Below are 14,524 nucleotides of genomic sequence, written 5' to 3'. Positions count from 1 at the left end.
CCACGGGGCGTCAGGTCCGGCGGCGCTTCAGCACGCATCCGGCCGCGAGGACGGCGCCCGACACGAACGTGGCGCCGATGCCCAGGTCCCAGCCACCGGGTGCGGACTCCGACGAGCCGCCCAGTCCGCCCCGCACCCCGCGGGTCGGAGCGACGGAGGCGGCCGGCGTGGGGGCGGCGGACGTCCTGGTGGGAGTGGCGGACGGTGTCGCCGGCGCCGGGGCGGCGGTCGCGGTCCGGGTCGGCACGGCGGACGACGGGGACGCCGAACGGGTCGGCGCGGTGGTGGCGGGAGAGGGCGAGAGCGAGGGCGCGGGCCGGAACGTGGAGGAGGTGAGACCGCGCCGGGGGAGCGCCTCGCAGGCCACTCCGTCGTCCGGCCCCGGATCCTCGTCGAGCCGGTGCGGATCGCTCGGGTCCGTGTCGAAGAAGGCCTGCGCGTCCTCCTGGTAGGTGAAGTCGCCGCAGTCCAGGTCCTGGGCGTGAGCGGGGTCGGCCAGGGGCAGGATCGCGGCGAGCGCGATCAGCGTGCCTATGGCACCGGTGCGACGGCGCACGGGACGCCTCCTTTCCGGCCAGGGGTGGCTCGCGCTTCGACGCTAGGGGCCGCCCGGCACGAGGGCGCGCGACGGTGGGCCGATCGGGTACTCCCCGCGAGTGCGCCGCGCGGCGAATGGATCACACACCCGCGGCGTGCCGTTGACACCGGGTGCCAGGGCTTCTAGCGTCACGTCTGCTGAAGGTACTAAGCGGTCGCTCATTGCCATGGGTCCGGCCGCCAGAGCCGCATCCCAAGGGCGAGGAGAAGCAGCAATGTCCACCACTGAGCAGCGGGTCGCGGTCGTCACCGGCGCCGCGCGCGGCATCGGCGCCGCCACCGCCGTACGACTGGCCGCCGAGGGCCGCGCGGTCGCCGTGATCGACCTCGACGAGGCCGCCTGCAAGGACACCGTCGAGAAGATCACCGCCGCCGGCGGCAAGGCGATCGCGGTCGGCTGCGACGTCTCCGACGAGGCGCAGGTGGAAGCGGCCGTCGCGCGGATCGCCGAGGAGCTCGGCGCGCCGACCGTCCTCGTCAACAACGCGGGCGTGCTGCGCGACAACCTGCTGTTCAAGATGAGCGTGTCCGACTGGGACACCGTCATGAACGTGCACCTGCGCGGGGCCTTCCTGATGTCCAAGGCCTGCCAGAAGCACATGGTGGACGCCGGGTTCGGCCGGATCGTGAACCTGTCCTCCTCCTCCGCGCTCGGCAACCGGGGTCAGGTCAACTACTCGGCGGCCAAGGCCGGTCTGCAGGGCTTCACCAAGACCCTCGCCAAGGAGCTCGGCAAGTTCGGGGTGACCGCCAACGCCGTCGCTCCCGGCTTCATCGCCACGGAGATGACCAAGGCCACCGCGGACCGCGTCGGCATGGGCTTCGGGGACTTCAAGGCCGCCGCCGCCACCCAGATCCCCGTCGCCCGGGTCGGCGAGCCCGAGGACATCGCCAACGCGATCGCCTTCTTCACCGGTGACGCGGCCGGCTTCGTCTCCGGCCAGGTGCTGTACGTCGCCGGCGGACCGCTCGACTAGGAAGACCGAGGACATGACTTCAGTGGAACTCTCGGGCAAGGTCGCCCTGATCACCGGCGCCAGCCGGGGCATCGGCTACGGCGTCGCGGAGGCACTGGTCGCGCGCGGCGACCGGGTCTGCATCACCGGCCGCAACGAGGACGCCCTCAAGGAGGCAGTCGAGCGGCTGGGCCCCGACCGGGCCATTCACGTCGCCGGCAAGGCGCACGACGAGGCCCATCAGGCGGCCGCCGTGGAGCGCGTGATGGAGGCGTTCGGACGCGTCGACCACCTGATCAACAACGCCGGCACCAACCCGGTGTTCGGGCCGATCGCCGACCTCGACCTGAACGTGGCGCGCAAGGTGTTCGAGACCAACGTGATCTCGGCGCTCGGTTTCGCGCAGAAGACCTGGCACGCCTGGCAGAAGGAGAACGGCGGCGCGATCGTCAACATCGCCTCCGTCGCGGGCATCGCGCCCTCGCCGTTCATCGCCGCCTACGGCGTCAGCAAGGCCGCGCTGATCAACCTGACCCAGCAACTGGCGCACGAGTTCGCGCCCCGGGTACGGGTGAACGCGATCGCCCCGGCCGTGGTGAAGACCAAGTTCGCGCAGGCGCTGTACGAGGGCCGGGAGGAGGAGGCCGCCGCGGCCTACCCGCTGGGCCGGCTCGGCGTGCCGTCCGACATCGGCGGCGCCGCCGCGTTCCTCACCTCGGACCAGTCGGACTGGGTCACCGGCCAGACGCTGGTGGTCGACGGCGGCATCTTCCTGAACGCCGGCGTCGCCTGACGCGGCTGGATTTCGACCGTCCGGCACGGGCGTCCGTTGACGAAAACGGCGCCCGTGTCGGCGTATCGGGGTCGCGACGGTGGGTGACAACGTAGTCATCGAGAAGTCGATCTCGAGGGGCGTACAGAGGGGGGTCAACGGGGCGAACACTGCGGTAGGGTCTGCCAACCCCTGGGACGGCAGATCGAGGAGCGTGCGCGTGTTCAACCGGAACCGATGCCTGCGGCGGGTGGCGGCCATCGCGTCCATATCGTCCTTGGTGGCCGGATGCGGCCTCCTGTCCTCGGACTCGTCGGACGACGCGGGACCCATCGTCGTGGGAACCACCAGCTCGCCCAGCACGCTGGACCCGGCGGCGTCCTGGGACAGTTCATGGGAGCTGTTCCGCAACATCTACCAGACACTGCTGAGTTACCCGGTCGGTGCGACCGCTCCGCAGCCGGACGCCGCCAAGAGCTGCGAGTTCACCGACAGTTCCAACCAGGTGTTCCGCTGCGAGCTGCGTGACGACCTGACGTTCTCGGACGGCAGCACGCTGGACGCCAAGGCGGTCAAGCACTCCATCGACCGCATCCGGCAGATCAACGTCAACGGCGGTCCGGCCGGTCTGCTGGGCAGTCTGGAACGGGTGCAGGCCCCCAGCGAGCGCGAGGTCGTCTTCTACCTCAACAAGCCGGACGCCACCTTCCCGTTCGTGCTCGCCACGCCCGCGATGTCGATCGTCGCCCCCGACGCCTACCCGGCCGGCGCCCTGCGCGAGGAGAGCGGCGTCGTCGGCTCCGGGCCGTACACGCTGCGGTCCTACGAGGAGGGCAAGCGCGCCGAACTCACCCGCAACGACCGGTACAAGGGCTTCGCCGAGCGCCGGAACAACGCGGTGACCATCCGCTACTTCCAGGACTCCGGCACGATGGTCAAGGCGCTGCGGGACGACCAGGTCGACCTGACCTACCGGGGTGTGGCGGCGGACGACATCATCGATCTCCAGGGCAAGGCCTCCAAGGAGGAGGAGATCCAGCTGATCGACGGCACCGGGACGGACATCAACTACCTGGTGTTCAACCCGAAGGACCCGTGGGCCGGCAAGAAGGAGGTGCGCCAGGCCGTCGCGCAGGTCGTCGACCGCGCGGCGATCGCGCACAAGGTCTACAAGGACACCGTCGAACCGCTGTACTCCATGGTCCCCAAGGGCCTGACGGGCCACACCACGGGCTTCTTCGACGACTACGGCGACCCGAGTGTCGCCAAGGCCCGGCAGATCCTCACCGGGGCGGGCATCACCGAGCCTGTCCCGCTGACCCTCTGGTACACCACGGACCGCTACGGATCCGAGACAGCGCTGGAGTTCAAGGAACTCGAGCGGCAGCTGGAGGCGTCGAAACTCTTCGACATCACGCTCAAGAGCCGCCCCTGGAAGACCTACGTGGAGGGCTACCAGAAGGGCGAGTACCCGGTGTTCGGGCGCGGCTGGTCGCCCGACTTCCCGGACGCGGACAACTTCATCGCCCCCTTCGTCGGCAAGCAGAACGCGCTCGGCACGCCCTACGAGGCGACCGAGATCACCACCAAGCTGCTGCCCAGCTCGCGCCGGGAGAGCGACCGCGGGAACGTGGTGAAGCAGTTCGAGGAGGCCCAGCAGATCCTCGTCGACGACGCGCGGCTGCTGCCGCTGTGGCAGGGCCGGCAGTACGTGGCGGCGAGCCGGGACGTCTCAGGCGCGGAGCGGGCGCTGGACCCGTCGACGATCATGATGGTGTGGGAGCTTTCCCGGAAGACCAGCTGGTAGAGCCGGGTGCGACCGTCCGCCGGGCGGGTTGTCAGTGGTCGCCTGTAGGTTCTGTGGCCTGGAAGTGACCGCACACGTGAGGACATTGACGTGACCGACATCGCCATGCTGCCCGAGTCCTGGCGCGGGGTTCTGGGTGACGAGCTGCAGCAGCCCTACTTCAAGGAGCTGACCGAGTTCGTCGAGGAGGAGCGGGCGAACGGTCCCGTCTACCCGCCCCGCGAGGAGGTCTTCGCGGCGCTGGACGCCACGCCGTTCGACAAGGTGAAGGTCCTGGTCCTCGGCCAGGACCCCTACCACGGCGAGGGTCAGGGCCACGGCCTGTGCTTCTCCGTCCGGCCGGGTGTGCGGATCCCGCCGTCCCTGCGGAACATCTACAAGGAGATGCACGCCGAGCTGGGCACGCCGGTCCCGGACAACGGCTATCTGATGCCGTGGGCCGAGCAGGGCGTGCTGCTGCTCAACGCGGTGCTCACGGTGCGGGCCGGCGAGGCCAACTCGCACAAGGGCCGGGGCTGGGAGCGGTTCACCGACGCCGTGATCCGCGCGGTGGCGAACCGCCCCGACCCGGCGGTCTTCGTCCTGTGGGGCAACTACGCGCAGAAGAAGCTGCCGCTGATCGACGAGACCCGCCACGTGGTGGTGAAGGGGGCCCACCCCTCCCCGCTGTCGGCGAAGAAGTTCTTCGGCTCCCGTCCGTTCACCCAGATCAACGAGGCGGTGGCCGCGCAGGGCCACGAGCCGATCGACTGGACCGTTCCGGACCTGGGCTGACATCGCCCCGCCGGGTGCGCACCGCCCCTCAGGGCCCCGCACCCGGCCCGCCCGGACTCCACGGAGCGGCTTGTCCGGTATCGCCCCCGTCTGCGGTTAGCGTCGGGCACGACAGCCGGTGAGCGGGGCGGAGGACGTGGTGGCGGAGCGGCGGGAAGGGACGGCGCCGGACGGGGTGCCGACGAGGATCGGGCAGGTCGCCATGCTGCGCCACGCGGGGGACCGCGAGGAGGCCCGGCGCCGGTTCCTCCTGCTGTGGACGGAGGTCGGCGAGCACGGCGACCCGCTGCACCGCTGCACCCTGGCCCACTATCTGGCCGGCACCCATGACGATCCCGGGGACGCGCTGGCCTGGGACCTGCGGGCGCTGACGGCGGCCGAGGAGGTCACGGGCGACCGCCCCGACGGCGGCGAGGTAAGCCCCGCCGTGCGTGCCCTCTACCCGTCGCTGCATCTGCGCCTCGCCGCCGGCTACGCCAGGCTCGGCCGCCCCGACGCCGCCCGCACCCATCTCCAGCGGGCCCGCAGCGCGGCCCGCGCACTGTCCGGCGACCGCTACGGCGAGGGCGTGCGGGAGGCCGTCCGCCGGCTGGAGACCCTGCTGGGCGAGGACGGGTCGCCCGATGGCCGGGGACGGCCGGGACAGCACCCTTAGGGCCTGGACGCCGCACCACCCCGCGGGGTCAACGGCCGTACGTCTCCTCGCAGATGACCGCCTCCTGGCTGCCCGGCCGCCAGCCGCCGTACTGCCTGCCCAGCGCGCAGAGGTCCGGCCCGCCCGACGGGCTGCCCGGCATCGACGCGGCGGCGCCGGGAAGGCCGGCCGGGGGACGCCCCTCCTGACCGTTGCCGCCCGTACCGGGACGCGCCGGCGGTGCCTGCCCCTTCCTGTCGGCGGACGGGGTGTCCCGCGCCGTCGGGGCTGACGTGGGAGCGGCGCGGTGCGACGGCGACGCGGATGTCCTCGGCGGCCGGTCCGGGCCGACCATCTCCAGGGCCTCGCGCGCCGGCGCCTGCACGACCTGCGTCTCGTCGCGCCCGACGGTACGTGGCTCGGGCCGCTGGGCCGGGGCCGTCGCCGGTCCGGGGGCCAGGGGCCGCTGGACCGTCACACAGCCCGAGAGGGCCGAGACCGCCAGGGTCACCAGAAGCGCTGCTGTGGTCGAATTTCGGTGCACCCGTGCCACTCTGCTGGCTCCGGCCGCCCGGCAGGGGGCGGACAGGCGCAGCATGCCCCGCACGGGTGATCCCGCGCCCCGTACGGAGGCTCCGCACCCGCCACGGGTGACGTCAGTCGCCGGTGGAGCCGTCCACGCACTCGCGCAGCAGATCGGCGTGACCGTTGTGGCGCGCGTACTCCTCGATCATGTGGGTGTAGATCCAGCGCAGGCTGAAGCGGTCGCCGCCGTGCCTCCGGCCGCGGGACAGGTCGTCCAGGGCGAGGCCGGCCACGTTGCGCCGGGCGAGACCGATCTCGGTCTGCCAGGCGCCGTACGCGTCCTGCCAGGTGTCCGCCCCGGTCAGGTGGAACTCGCCGTCCGGGTCGGCCTCGCTGAAGTAGAGGGGGCCGGCGTCCTCGTCCGCGAGCACCCGGCGGAACCAGATCCGCTCCACCTCGGCCATGTGCCGCACCAGACCCATCAGGGACAGCTTCGAGGGCGGCACCGACGCCGTGCGCAGTTGCTCGTCGGTCAGCCCCTCGCACTTCCAGGCGAGGGTGCGGCGGTGGTAGTCGAGCCACCCCTCCAGCATGGTGCGCTCGTCGGCGTTGACGGCGGGTTCGTCGCGCTCGGTCGTCATGCTGCTCATCCTCGCCCGGACCCGCCCCCGCCCACCAGGCTTCCGGGGCGGGCGTCCGCCCGGGGGGAGGGAACGGGGACGCCGTATGCTCGCACCGGACCACGGCAGGCGATGGCTAGAGGAGAACACCCCGTGAAGGTCGGCTGCATCGGACTCGGTGACATCGCGCAGAAGGCCTACCTTCCCGTGCTCGCCCACCAGCCCGGGGTGGAGCTGCACCTGCAGACCCGCACCCCCGCGACGCTCGACCGGGTCGCCGACGGCCTCCACCTCCCGCCCGGGCAGCGCCACGCGGACCTCGGCGCCCTGCTCGGCCAGGACCTCGACGCGGCGTTCGTGCACGCGCCGACCGAGGCCCACCCGGAGATCGTGACCCGGCTCCTCGAAGCGGGCGTACCGGTCTATGTCGACAAGCCGCTCGCCTACGAACTCGCCGACGCCGAGCGGCTGGTGGCGCTCGCGGAGGAGCGCGGCACCGGTCTCGCCGTCGGCTTCAACCGGCGCTTCGCACCCGGCTATGCCCAGTGCGCCGACCACCCGCGCGAGCTGATCCTGATGCAGAAGAACCGCGTCGGGCTGCCGGAGGAACCGCGCAGGATGATCCTCGACGACTTCATCCACGTCGTCGACACCCTGCGCTTCCTGGTGCCGGGCCGGATCGACGACGTGACCGTGCGCGCCCGCACCGAGGGCGGGCTGCTGCACCACGTGGTGCTCCAGCTCTCCGGCGACGGCTTCACCGCCCTCGGCGTGATGAACCGGCTCAGCGGTTCGGCCGAGGAGATCCTGGAGGTCTCCGGACAGGACAGCAAGCGGCAGGTGGTCAACCTCGCCGAGGTGATCGACCACAAGGGCCAGCCGACCGTGCGCCGGCGCGGGGACTGGGTGCCGGTGCCGCGGCAGCGCGGCATCGAGCAGGCGGTGCTCTCCTTCCTGGACGCGGTCCGCGCGGGCACGGTGCTCAGTGCCCGGGACGCGCTGGCGACCCATGAGCTGTGCGAGCGGGTGGTACGAGCCGTCCACGAGCGTTCCGCCTGACGTTCACGGCCTCGGCGATACCCCAGGCGGCGAGGATCACGAGGGCCCCGTACAGCGACCAGTCGCCGAGACGGACGTAGAGCGTGGTGCCGTGCGCCAGCGGCACCTCGTACGTCCGCGCGGCACTGGCGTCGGTGCCGAGCCGCGGGCCGACGGGTTCCCCGCCCGGCCCGTACACGGCGGAGACACCCGTCAGGGTCGCGTGCACCATCGGGCGGCCGGTCTCGGCGGCCCGCAGCGCGGCGAGCGAGGCGTGCTGCCCGGGCGCCCAGCTGTGCTGGAACGTCGAAGTGGAGGACTGCGCGAGCAGCACGTCCGCGCCGTCCTCGGCGAGATGCCTGCTCATGTCCGGGAACGCGGACTCGAAGCACACCATCGGGCCGATCCGCAGTCCGTTCCCCGCGTCCATCACCACCTGCTCGGAGCCGCGACGCCGGTCCTCGCCGGCCGCCTTGCCGACGGACGTCGCCCAGCCCAGCAGGGACCGGGCCGGCACATACTCCCCGAACGGGACCAGCCGCATCTTGTCGTACCGGTCGCCGGTCGGGCCGTCCGGGCCGACGAGCACCGAGCTCTTGTAGATGCCGGGCCTGTCCGAGCGCCGTGCGTCCACGTTGACCAGGATCTCGGCGCCCGTCTCCCGGGAGAGCGCGGCGAGCCGCCGCGCCAGGTCGGGCCGGTCCCCGAGGTCGAAGCCGACGCTGCTCTCGCCCCAGACGATCAGGCCGACGTCCTGGCCGGCCAGCTCGCGCGTGAGCTGTTCCTCGCGGTCGAAGCGGCGGTCGGCGCTGTCCGCTCCGGCGACGATCCCCGGCTGCACCAGCGCGATCCGGGCCCGGCCGCCGGTGTCCGGCCGGGGCGCGAACACCCAGGCGGCGGAGGTGACGGCGGCCACGGCGACGAGCCCGGCCACGGCCGGCACCCGGGCCCGCCGGACCGCCACCAGCACCGCCACCGCGACGTTCAGGGCCACCACCAGGAAGCTCAGCAGCCAGACACCGCCGACCGACGCCAGTCGCAGCGCGGCCGCCACCTGCCACTGGCTCGCCCCGAGCACGCCCCAGGGGCCGCCGAGCCCCTGCCACGAGCGGACCAGTTCGGCCGCCAGCCAGCCCGACGGGAGCACGGCCAGGGCGGCCAGCACCCGGCCGCGTGACGGCACCCCGCCGAGCAGCCGCCGCACCAGCCACCCCCACGGCGCCCACAGCGCGCCCAGCAGGGCGGCGATGACGAAGGTGAACACATGCAGGTTCGGCAGCAGCCAGTGGTGCATGGCCAGCATGAAGCCGAACCCGCCCCACCAGCCGTCGACGGCAGCCCGCCTCCCCGTCGGGGCGGTCCGCGCCAGCAGCAGCCAGGGCACGAGGGCGACGTAGGCGAACCACCACAGCGAGGGGGCGGGGAAGGCCAGGACGGGCAGGGCGCCCGCGACCGCGGCGAGGGCCGAGCGCCGCCACGGGGAGGCGAGCCAGTGGACGAGCGTCTTCATAGGCGCCTCCCTACCCCGTGGTGCCTCCAGTGTGCGTCTTGGAGGTGATCCCGGTCAGTTGATCACATGAGCCGAGCGCCGGTCGGGAAGCCGGCGCCACTTCTCCCGTACCACCACCCCGCTCAGCCGCCAGCCGTCACCGGTGCGCAGCATCGCGAACACGCACCTGCCGCCGCACACGAACTCCGGCACCGCGGACGTGCCGTCCGCCCCCGCGCGGGCCAGCGGACTCACGTAGTCGGCCTGCACCTCGGCGGTGTCGCCGGCGTCCTGCTCCCAGATCCCGAAGCGGAGGCGCCGGTTGACGAGCAGATGCTGCCGCACGGGGAAGTCCCCGAGACTCTCCGCGAGCCATCCGGCCACCGCCCGGGCGTCCCCCTCGATGCCACCGGCCGAGCGGTAGTCCGCCCGCCCGTCCGGGGTGAACAGTCCCCGGTACGCCTCCCAGTCCCCGTCGTCGACGGCCACCGCGTACTCGGTGACGAGCCCGTCCACGGCCAGCCGGTCCCTCACGGTCGCGAGCTCCACACGCTGCGTCATCGGCTCAGTGTTGGCCATGGGACGTGCCCCGCCAAGGGGTCGTGCGCGGTGAATCCCGGCGCCCCCCGGGACGGCCCCGGGTCCGGGCCGGCGGCCGCCGTTCGGATCACCGGCGTGGCCCTTCAGGTGACTGCCCGGCCCTTGGCGAGCCGGACCGCCGTCGCCGGGGTACGACGTCTGCGCGAGGAGGAACCCGGAACGTCTCGAGGAGTTCGGATGTACGCAGCAGTCCGGCGGTACGAAGGGGTGACCGACGCAGCCGAGGCGGCACGTCTGGTGAACGAGGGGTTCGTGCCGCTCATGCGCCAGGTCGCCGGCTTCGTGGCCTACTACTGGATCGACGCAGGGGACGGAGTGATGGTCTCCACCAGCGTCTTCCAGGACCGGGCCGGCGCGGAGGAATCCGTCGCCAGGGCCGCGGACTTCGTGCGCGACAACCTGGCGTCGCTGCTTCCCCGGCCCCCCGAGGTCCTGGCCGGGGAGGTCGTGGCCTCCGGATGACCGCCTGACCTTGTGCCCGGTCGGACATCGTCTCCGAACTGCGGGCAGTCGGTTTCTCGCCCTCCGTACGCACCGTCGCCGTGGCGACGAGCAGCGGCCTCTCGCTGTGGACGCGCGCCACGGACGACGGCCCCTCCGGCGGCGTCCGCGAGTGAGGCCCCACCCCTGGACGACCCGGCGCCCGGGCGTCTGGGAGGCTGAGGATCTTCGCTCGTCGCTCTTCGCCAGGAGGCAGTCATGAAGCGTCTTGTCACGGTGGTGACCGGCGGCAGCCGGGGGATCGGCGCCGCGACCTGTCTGCGGCTCGCCGCGGAGGGACACGACGTGGCCGTGAACTACGTCCGGGACTCCGCGGCCGCCGAGGACGTGGCGCGGGGGGTGCGGGCCGCGGGGGCGAGGGCCGTGACCGTGCGCGCGGACACGTCCGTCGAGGCGGACGTCGAGCGGCTCTTCGAGACGGCCGAGCGGGAGCTGGGGCCGGTGACGGGACTGGTGAACAACGCGGCGGTGACGGGGCCGCTGGGACGGTTCACCGAGGTCGGCACGGACACCCTGCGGAGGGTCGTCGACGTCAACCTCATCGGGGCCCTGCTGTGCTCGCGGCGGGCCGCGCAGCTCATGACGCCCCGGGGTGAGGGCGTGATCGTGAACATCTCCTCGGGCGCCGCCACCCTGGGCAGCCCCGGCGAGTACGTGCACTACGCGGCGACCAAGGCCGCCGTCGACACCCTCACCCTCGGCCTGGCCAAGGAGCTGGGTCCGGACGGCATCCGTGTCAACGCGGTCGCTCCCGGTGTGATCGACACGGAGATGCACGCCGCCATGGGCGCTCCGGACCGTGCCCGGCAGGCCGCGGCGGCGGTGCCGCTGCGACGGGCGGGGCAGGCCGAGGAGATCGCCGCGGCCGTGGCGTGGCTGATGTCGCCGGACGCCTCGTACACCACGGGCGCGGTACTGAGAGTGGCGGGCGGGCGCTGAGCCGCCGGCGGGCCTTCGGGGCGGACGTGGTCAGGCCGCCTCGACGACCCGGCTGCGGATCGCGGACGCCCACTCGACCACCAGCAGCTCGTACTGCTCGCGCTCCTGGGCGGACAGGGAGCCGCCCGCGCGCAGCCAGAGCGCGCGGATCTGCTCATTGACCTCGGCGGCGGACCGCACGGAACCAGGGGTCACTAAATCGGGGGACATGCGGACAAGCCTAGGGCCAGGAACTGACCCTGCGCTACCGGACGGCTACCGACGCCGTATGTGCTCGGTCACGTGCCCGGGTCACGTCCCGCCGGTAAGCCCTCGCCCGGGCCGGGAGGTCAGCCCGCCGACTCCGCCGCGTGCGGGCTGAGGGCGCCCGTGGCGACCAGGGCGAGGATGACGATGCCGAGCGCGACGCGGTACCAGACGAAGGGCATGAAGCTCTTGGTCGAGATGAACTTCATGAACCACGCGATGACCGCGTAGCCGGTGACGAAGGCGATCACCGTGGCGAAGATCGTCGGACCCCAGGTGACGTGCCCGCCGTCCGCGGCGTCCTTCAACTCGAACATCCCGGAGGCCAGCACCGCGGGGATGGCGAGCAGGAAGGAGTAGCGGGCCGCGGCCTCGCGCCGGTAGCCCATGAAGAGACCGCCGCTGATGGTGGCGCCGGAGCGGGAGACGCCCGGGATGAGGGCCATGGCCTGGCAGAGGCCGTAGATCAGGCCGTCCTTGACGGTCAGGTCCCCGAGTTCCTTGCGCTGCTTGGCGACGCGGTGCCGGCCGCCGCTCTCGGCCCGTGCCGCGAGACGGTCGGCGACGCCCAGCACGATGCCCATGCCGATCAGCATCACCGCGGTGAGCCGCAGATCACGGAAGGGGCCCTCGATCTGGTCCTTGAGCGTCACGCCGAGCACGCCGATGGGGATCGAGCCCACGATGACGAGCCAGCCCATGCGCGCGTCGGGGTCGCTGCGCATCGACTTGTCCGTCAGGGAGCGGGTCCAGGCCGACAGGATCCGCCCGATGTCCTTGCGGAAGTAGATGAGGACCGCGGCTTCCGTGCCGATCTGGGTGATCGCGGTGAAGGCCGCGCCCGGATCCTCCCAGCCGGAGAAGGCCGCGGTCAGGCGCAGGTGCGCGCTGGAGGAGACGGGCAGGAACTCGGTCAGCCCCTGGACGAGTCCGAGGATGAGTGATTCGAACCAAGACATGAGGTAGCGAAGTCCAAGTGCCGATCGTGGAACGGGCGACTGGCGCACCCCACCGCCGTGCGCGGTGCTCGATGATCAGGTGTGCCGCGGGGAAGCGTAGCGCCCCAAGATGACGGCCCCTGCACGGGGGCTTCACGGCCCGCGCACCGGGCGGCACGTGACGGCTCAGGCGGCCGTCGGGCCGCTCACCGTCCACCCGGGCGCCTGCGGGTGCGGGGTGAGGTCCTCGTGGCGTGCCTCCGCGCCGCACGCGCCGTGTGCGAGGCGGGCGGACTCGCCAACGCCATGGCCCTCGAACGCGTCTGACGCGGATCCGGCCGGCTCACCGGGCGCGCAGCTGGTGCCGCTTGCGCCACGCCACCACCGCGCCCGCGAGGCCCGGCACGGCGATGCAGGCCAGCGCGATCAGGAAGGCCGGCGACGTCGGCGTGGAGGCACGGGCGCCGGCCACGACGTAGGCGGCGGTGTTCGGGATCGAGCCGAGCGCCGTCGCCAGCAGGAACGGCAGCAGCCCCATGCGGGAGACGGCCGCGCAGTAGTTCGAGGCGGCGAACGGGATGCCCGGGAACAGCCGGGCGGCGAGCATCGAGCGGAAGCCGTGCCGGCTCAGCTGGTCGTCCGCGGCCTTCAGCCAGCGTCCGCGCAGCAGCGGACGCAGCGCCTCCTGGCCGAGCGCCCGCCCGAGGCAGAAGGCCAGTCCCGCACCCAGCACCGTGCCGCCCAGTGCGGCGCCCAGGCCGAGCTGCGAGCCGAACAGCGCGCCCGCGGCGAGGTTCAGCAGCGGGCGCGGCACGAACGCCACGGTGCACACACCGTAGGCGACCGCGTACGCCACGACCGCCGCGGCGCCGCCGAGCTGGGCGGGCCAGCCGTCGGTCAGCAGCCGCTGGGGTTCGAGCGCGAGCATCAGCGACGCGGCGGTGCCGAGCAGCAGGACGAGCAGGGACAGCCGTGACCAGGGCGACAGCAGCACTCTCGCGCAGCGGGAGGCGAAGCCCGGGGCCGGGGGGAGCGGCGCGGCGAGGTCCGTGGCGGTGGCCCGGGGAGTGGCCGTGGCGGTGCCCCCAGAGCGGGTGGTGGCATCGAGCATCCGGTGACACTAACCGACATATGTGTGTGATCGCCGTAGTGTTCGTCTCATGCGCGTCACAGAAGGCCGGTCGGCGGCCGCCGTACCGCCGGTGCCGGAGAGCCCGCTCGCCGGCACCGTGCTGGAGCGGCTCACCGCCGCGTACGGGTCCGCCGCGGACCCGGAGCGGGCCGTGGCCATGCGCGCGTACATGAAGGACGTCGCCCCCTTCCTCGGCCTGACCACCCCGGTCCGCCGCGCCCTGTCGCGCACCGTGGTGGCGGGACTGCCGCACCCCGGCGAGGCCGACTGCGCGGCCGTCGCGCTGCGCTGCTGGGAGCTGCCCGAGCGCGAGTACCAGTACTTCGCCGTGGACTATCTGCGCCGCCACGTGCGGCACTGCTCCTCGGGCCTGCTGCCCGTCGTCCGTCACCTCGTCACCACGGTCCCCTGGTGGGACACCGTCGACCTGCTCGCCGCGCACGTCGTCGGGGCACTCGTCGCGGCCGACCGGGGCCTCACCGCCGAGCTGGACGAGTGGATCGGCGACGACGACATGTGGCTCGCCCGCGCCGCCCTGCTGCACCAACTGCGGTACCGCGAACGCACCGACACCGGACGCCTCTTCGACTACTGCCTGCGGCAGTCCGGGCACCAGGACTTCTTCGTCCGCAAGGCCATCGGCTGGTGCCTGCGCGAGTACGCCAAGACCGACCCGGACGCCGTACGGACCTTCCTCTCCCGCCACCAGGGCCGGTTCGCGCCGCTGTCGGTGCGGGAGGCGCTGAAGAACATCGGGGCCTGACGGCCGGTCCCGGCCCGCGGGAAAACCATTCGACGCGGGGCGCGCCGTCGGCAAGGATCGACGTCATGTTCCGGTACGCCTTCCCCCTCGCAGCATCCGCGGTCGCGGATGCCCCGAAGGCTGCCGTTCCCGCTCTCCCCGCCGCAGTCGACGGCGCCCGAAGCTGACCCTCCCCGGATCGTCCGGCGGACCC

17 protein-coding genes and 1 pseudogene are annotated in these 14,524 nt (G+C 72.7%); 9 read left to right on the top strand and 9 right to left on the bottom strand.

The features are described from left to right. Positions 1-10 precede the first annotated feature (10 nt). A complete protein-coding gene (locus tag CNQ36_RS05340) occupies positions 11-556 on the bottom strand; it encodes an excalibur calcium-binding protein (protein ID WP_121545148.1) in 546 nt (181 codons plus the stop codon). Positions 557-812: 256 nt separating this feature from the next. Here CNQ36_RS05340 and fabG point away from each other — a divergent pair, with 256 nt between their 5' ends. The 5 genes from fabG to CNQ36_RS05315 all read left to right on the top strand — a co-directional run bounded on the left by fabG (position 813) and on the right by CNQ36_RS05315 (position 5,561). Then, on the top strand, positions 813-1,574 hold the full coding sequence (gene fabG, locus CNQ36_RS05335) for a 3-oxoacyl-ACP reductase FabG (protein WP_121545147.1): 762 nt from the start codon (positions 813-815) through the stop codon (positions 1,572-1,574). Positions 1,575-1,587: 13 nt separating this feature from the next. Then, positions 1,588-2,346: an SDR family oxidoreductase gene (locus tag CNQ36_RS05330; protein ID WP_121545146.1), complete on the top strand. Its 759-nt coding sequence runs from the start codon at positions 1,588-1,590 to the stop codon at positions 2,344-2,346. Between the two features lie 199 nt (positions 2,347-2,545). Beyond that, positions 2,546-4,132 carry an ABC transporter substrate-binding protein gene (locus CNQ36_RS05325; protein ID WP_163013206.1) on the top strand — a complete coding sequence of 529 codons (1,587 nt, stop codon included), beginning with the start codon at positions 2,546-2,548 and terminating at the stop codon, positions 4,130-4,132. A gap of 90 nt (positions 4,133-4,222) precedes the next feature. Then, a complete protein-coding gene (gene ung, locus CNQ36_RS05320) occupies positions 4,223-4,906 on the top strand; it encodes a uracil-DNA glycosylase (RefSeq protein WP_121545144.1) in 684 nt (227 codons plus the stop codon). A gap of 118 nt (positions 4,907-5,024) precedes the next feature. Further along, positions 5,025-5,561 (top strand): hypothetical protein, encoded by a 537-nt coding sequence (locus tag CNQ36_RS05315; protein WP_121545143.1) that lies wholly within the window; start codon positions 5,025-5,027, stop codon positions 5,559-5,561. A 28-nt stretch (positions 5,562-5,589) separates the two neighbouring features. Here CNQ36_RS05315 and CNQ36_RS05310 read toward each other — a convergent pair whose 3' ends face one another. Beyond that, on the bottom strand, positions 5,590-6,051 hold the full coding sequence (locus CNQ36_RS05310; protein ID WP_163013205.1) for a hypothetical protein: 462 nt from the start codon (positions 6,049-6,051) through the stop codon (positions 5,590-5,592). 145 nt (positions 6,052-6,196) lie between these two features. After that, positions 6,197-6,706 (bottom strand): DinB family protein, encoded by a 510-nt coding sequence (locus CNQ36_RS05305; RefSeq protein ID WP_121545141.1) that lies wholly within the window; start codon positions 6,704-6,706, stop codon positions 6,197-6,199. Positions 6,707-6,838: 132 nt separating this feature from the next. Here CNQ36_RS05305 and CNQ36_RS05300 point away from each other — a divergent pair, with 132 nt between their 5' ends. Beyond that, a complete protein-coding gene (locus CNQ36_RS05300; protein ID WP_121545140.1) occupies positions 6,839-7,744 on the top strand; it encodes a Gfo/Idh/MocA family protein in 906 nt (301 codons plus the stop codon). Here CNQ36_RS05300 and lnt read toward each other — a convergent pair. Further along, positions 7,668-9,233: an apolipoprotein N-acyltransferase gene (gene lnt / locus CNQ36_RS05295; RefSeq protein WP_121545139.1), complete on the bottom strand. Its 1,566-nt coding sequence runs from the start codon at positions 9,231-9,233 to the stop codon at positions 7,668-7,670. The genes CNQ36_RS05300 and lnt overlap by 77 nt on opposite strands. Positions 9,234-9,287: 54 nt before the next feature. Next, entirely contained in the window at positions 9,288-9,773 is a 486-nt protein-coding gene (locus tag CNQ36_RS05290; RefSeq protein ID WP_121545138.1) for a nuclear transport factor 2 family protein, read from the bottom strand. Between the two features lie 216 nt (positions 9,774-9,989). Between CNQ36_RS05290 and CNQ36_RS05285 the strand changes: the two genes are divergently transcribed. Together CNQ36_RS05285 and CNQ36_RS05280 are read left to right on the top strand one after the other, a co-directional pair. Then, the gene (locus CNQ36_RS05285) at positions 9,990-10,274 is read left to right on the top strand and encodes a hypothetical protein (protein ID WP_121545137.1); all 285 of its coding nucleotides are present in this window, start codon (positions 9,990-9,992) and stop codon (positions 10,272-10,274) included. Positions 10,275-10,511: 237 nt separating this feature from the next. Beyond that, a complete protein-coding gene (locus tag CNQ36_RS05280) occupies positions 10,512-11,252 on the top strand; it encodes an SDR family NAD(P)-dependent oxidoreductase (RefSeq protein WP_121545136.1) in 741 nt (246 codons plus the stop codon). A gap of 30 nt (positions 11,253-11,282) precedes the next feature. Here the strand turns inward: CNQ36_RS05280 and CNQ36_RS05275 are convergent, their stop codons facing one another. From CNQ36_RS05275 to CNQ36_RS05260, 4 genes and pseudogenes are all read right to left on the bottom strand, one after another. Beyond that, on the bottom strand, positions 11,283-11,462 hold the full coding sequence (locus tag CNQ36_RS05275) for a hypothetical protein (RefSeq protein WP_004934364.1): 180 nt from the start codon (positions 11,460-11,462) through the stop codon (positions 11,283-11,285). Positions 11,463-11,581: 119 nt separating this feature from the next. Continuing rightward, the gene (locus tag CNQ36_RS05270) at positions 11,582-12,457 is read right to left on the bottom strand and encodes an undecaprenyl-diphosphate phosphatase (protein ID WP_121545135.1); all 876 of its coding nucleotides are present in this window, start codon (positions 12,455-12,457) and stop codon (positions 11,582-11,584) included. Positions 12,458-12,622: 165 nt separating this feature from the next. Continuing rightward, positions 12,623-12,709: pseudogene (locus CNQ36_RS35185) on the bottom strand (winged helix-turn-helix transcriptional regulator); the annotation flags it as partial. A gap of 70 nt (positions 12,710-12,779) precedes the next feature. Next, positions 12,780-13,547: a TVP38/TMEM64 family protein gene (locus tag CNQ36_RS05260; RefSeq protein WP_121545134.1), complete on the bottom strand. Its 768-nt coding sequence runs from the start codon at positions 13,545-13,547 to the stop codon at positions 12,780-12,782. A 49-nt stretch (positions 13,548-13,596) separates the two neighbouring features. Between CNQ36_RS05260 and CNQ36_RS05255 the strand changes: the two genes are divergently transcribed. After that, positions 13,597-14,331 (top strand): DNA alkylation repair protein, encoded by a 735-nt coding sequence (locus tag CNQ36_RS05255; protein ID WP_121545133.1) that lies wholly within the window; start codon positions 13,597-13,599, stop codon positions 14,329-14,331. Positions 14,332-14,524: the final 193 nt, after the last annotated feature.

The organism is Streptomyces fungicidicus (assembly GCF_003665435.1).
Taxonomy (GTDB): Bacteria; Actinomycetota; Actinomycetes; order Streptomycetales; family Streptomycetaceae; genus Streptomyces; species Streptomyces fungicidicus.
The sequence above is the reverse complement of the archived record's forward strand: the minus strand, read 5'-3'. Positions and strand labels throughout refer to the sequence as shown.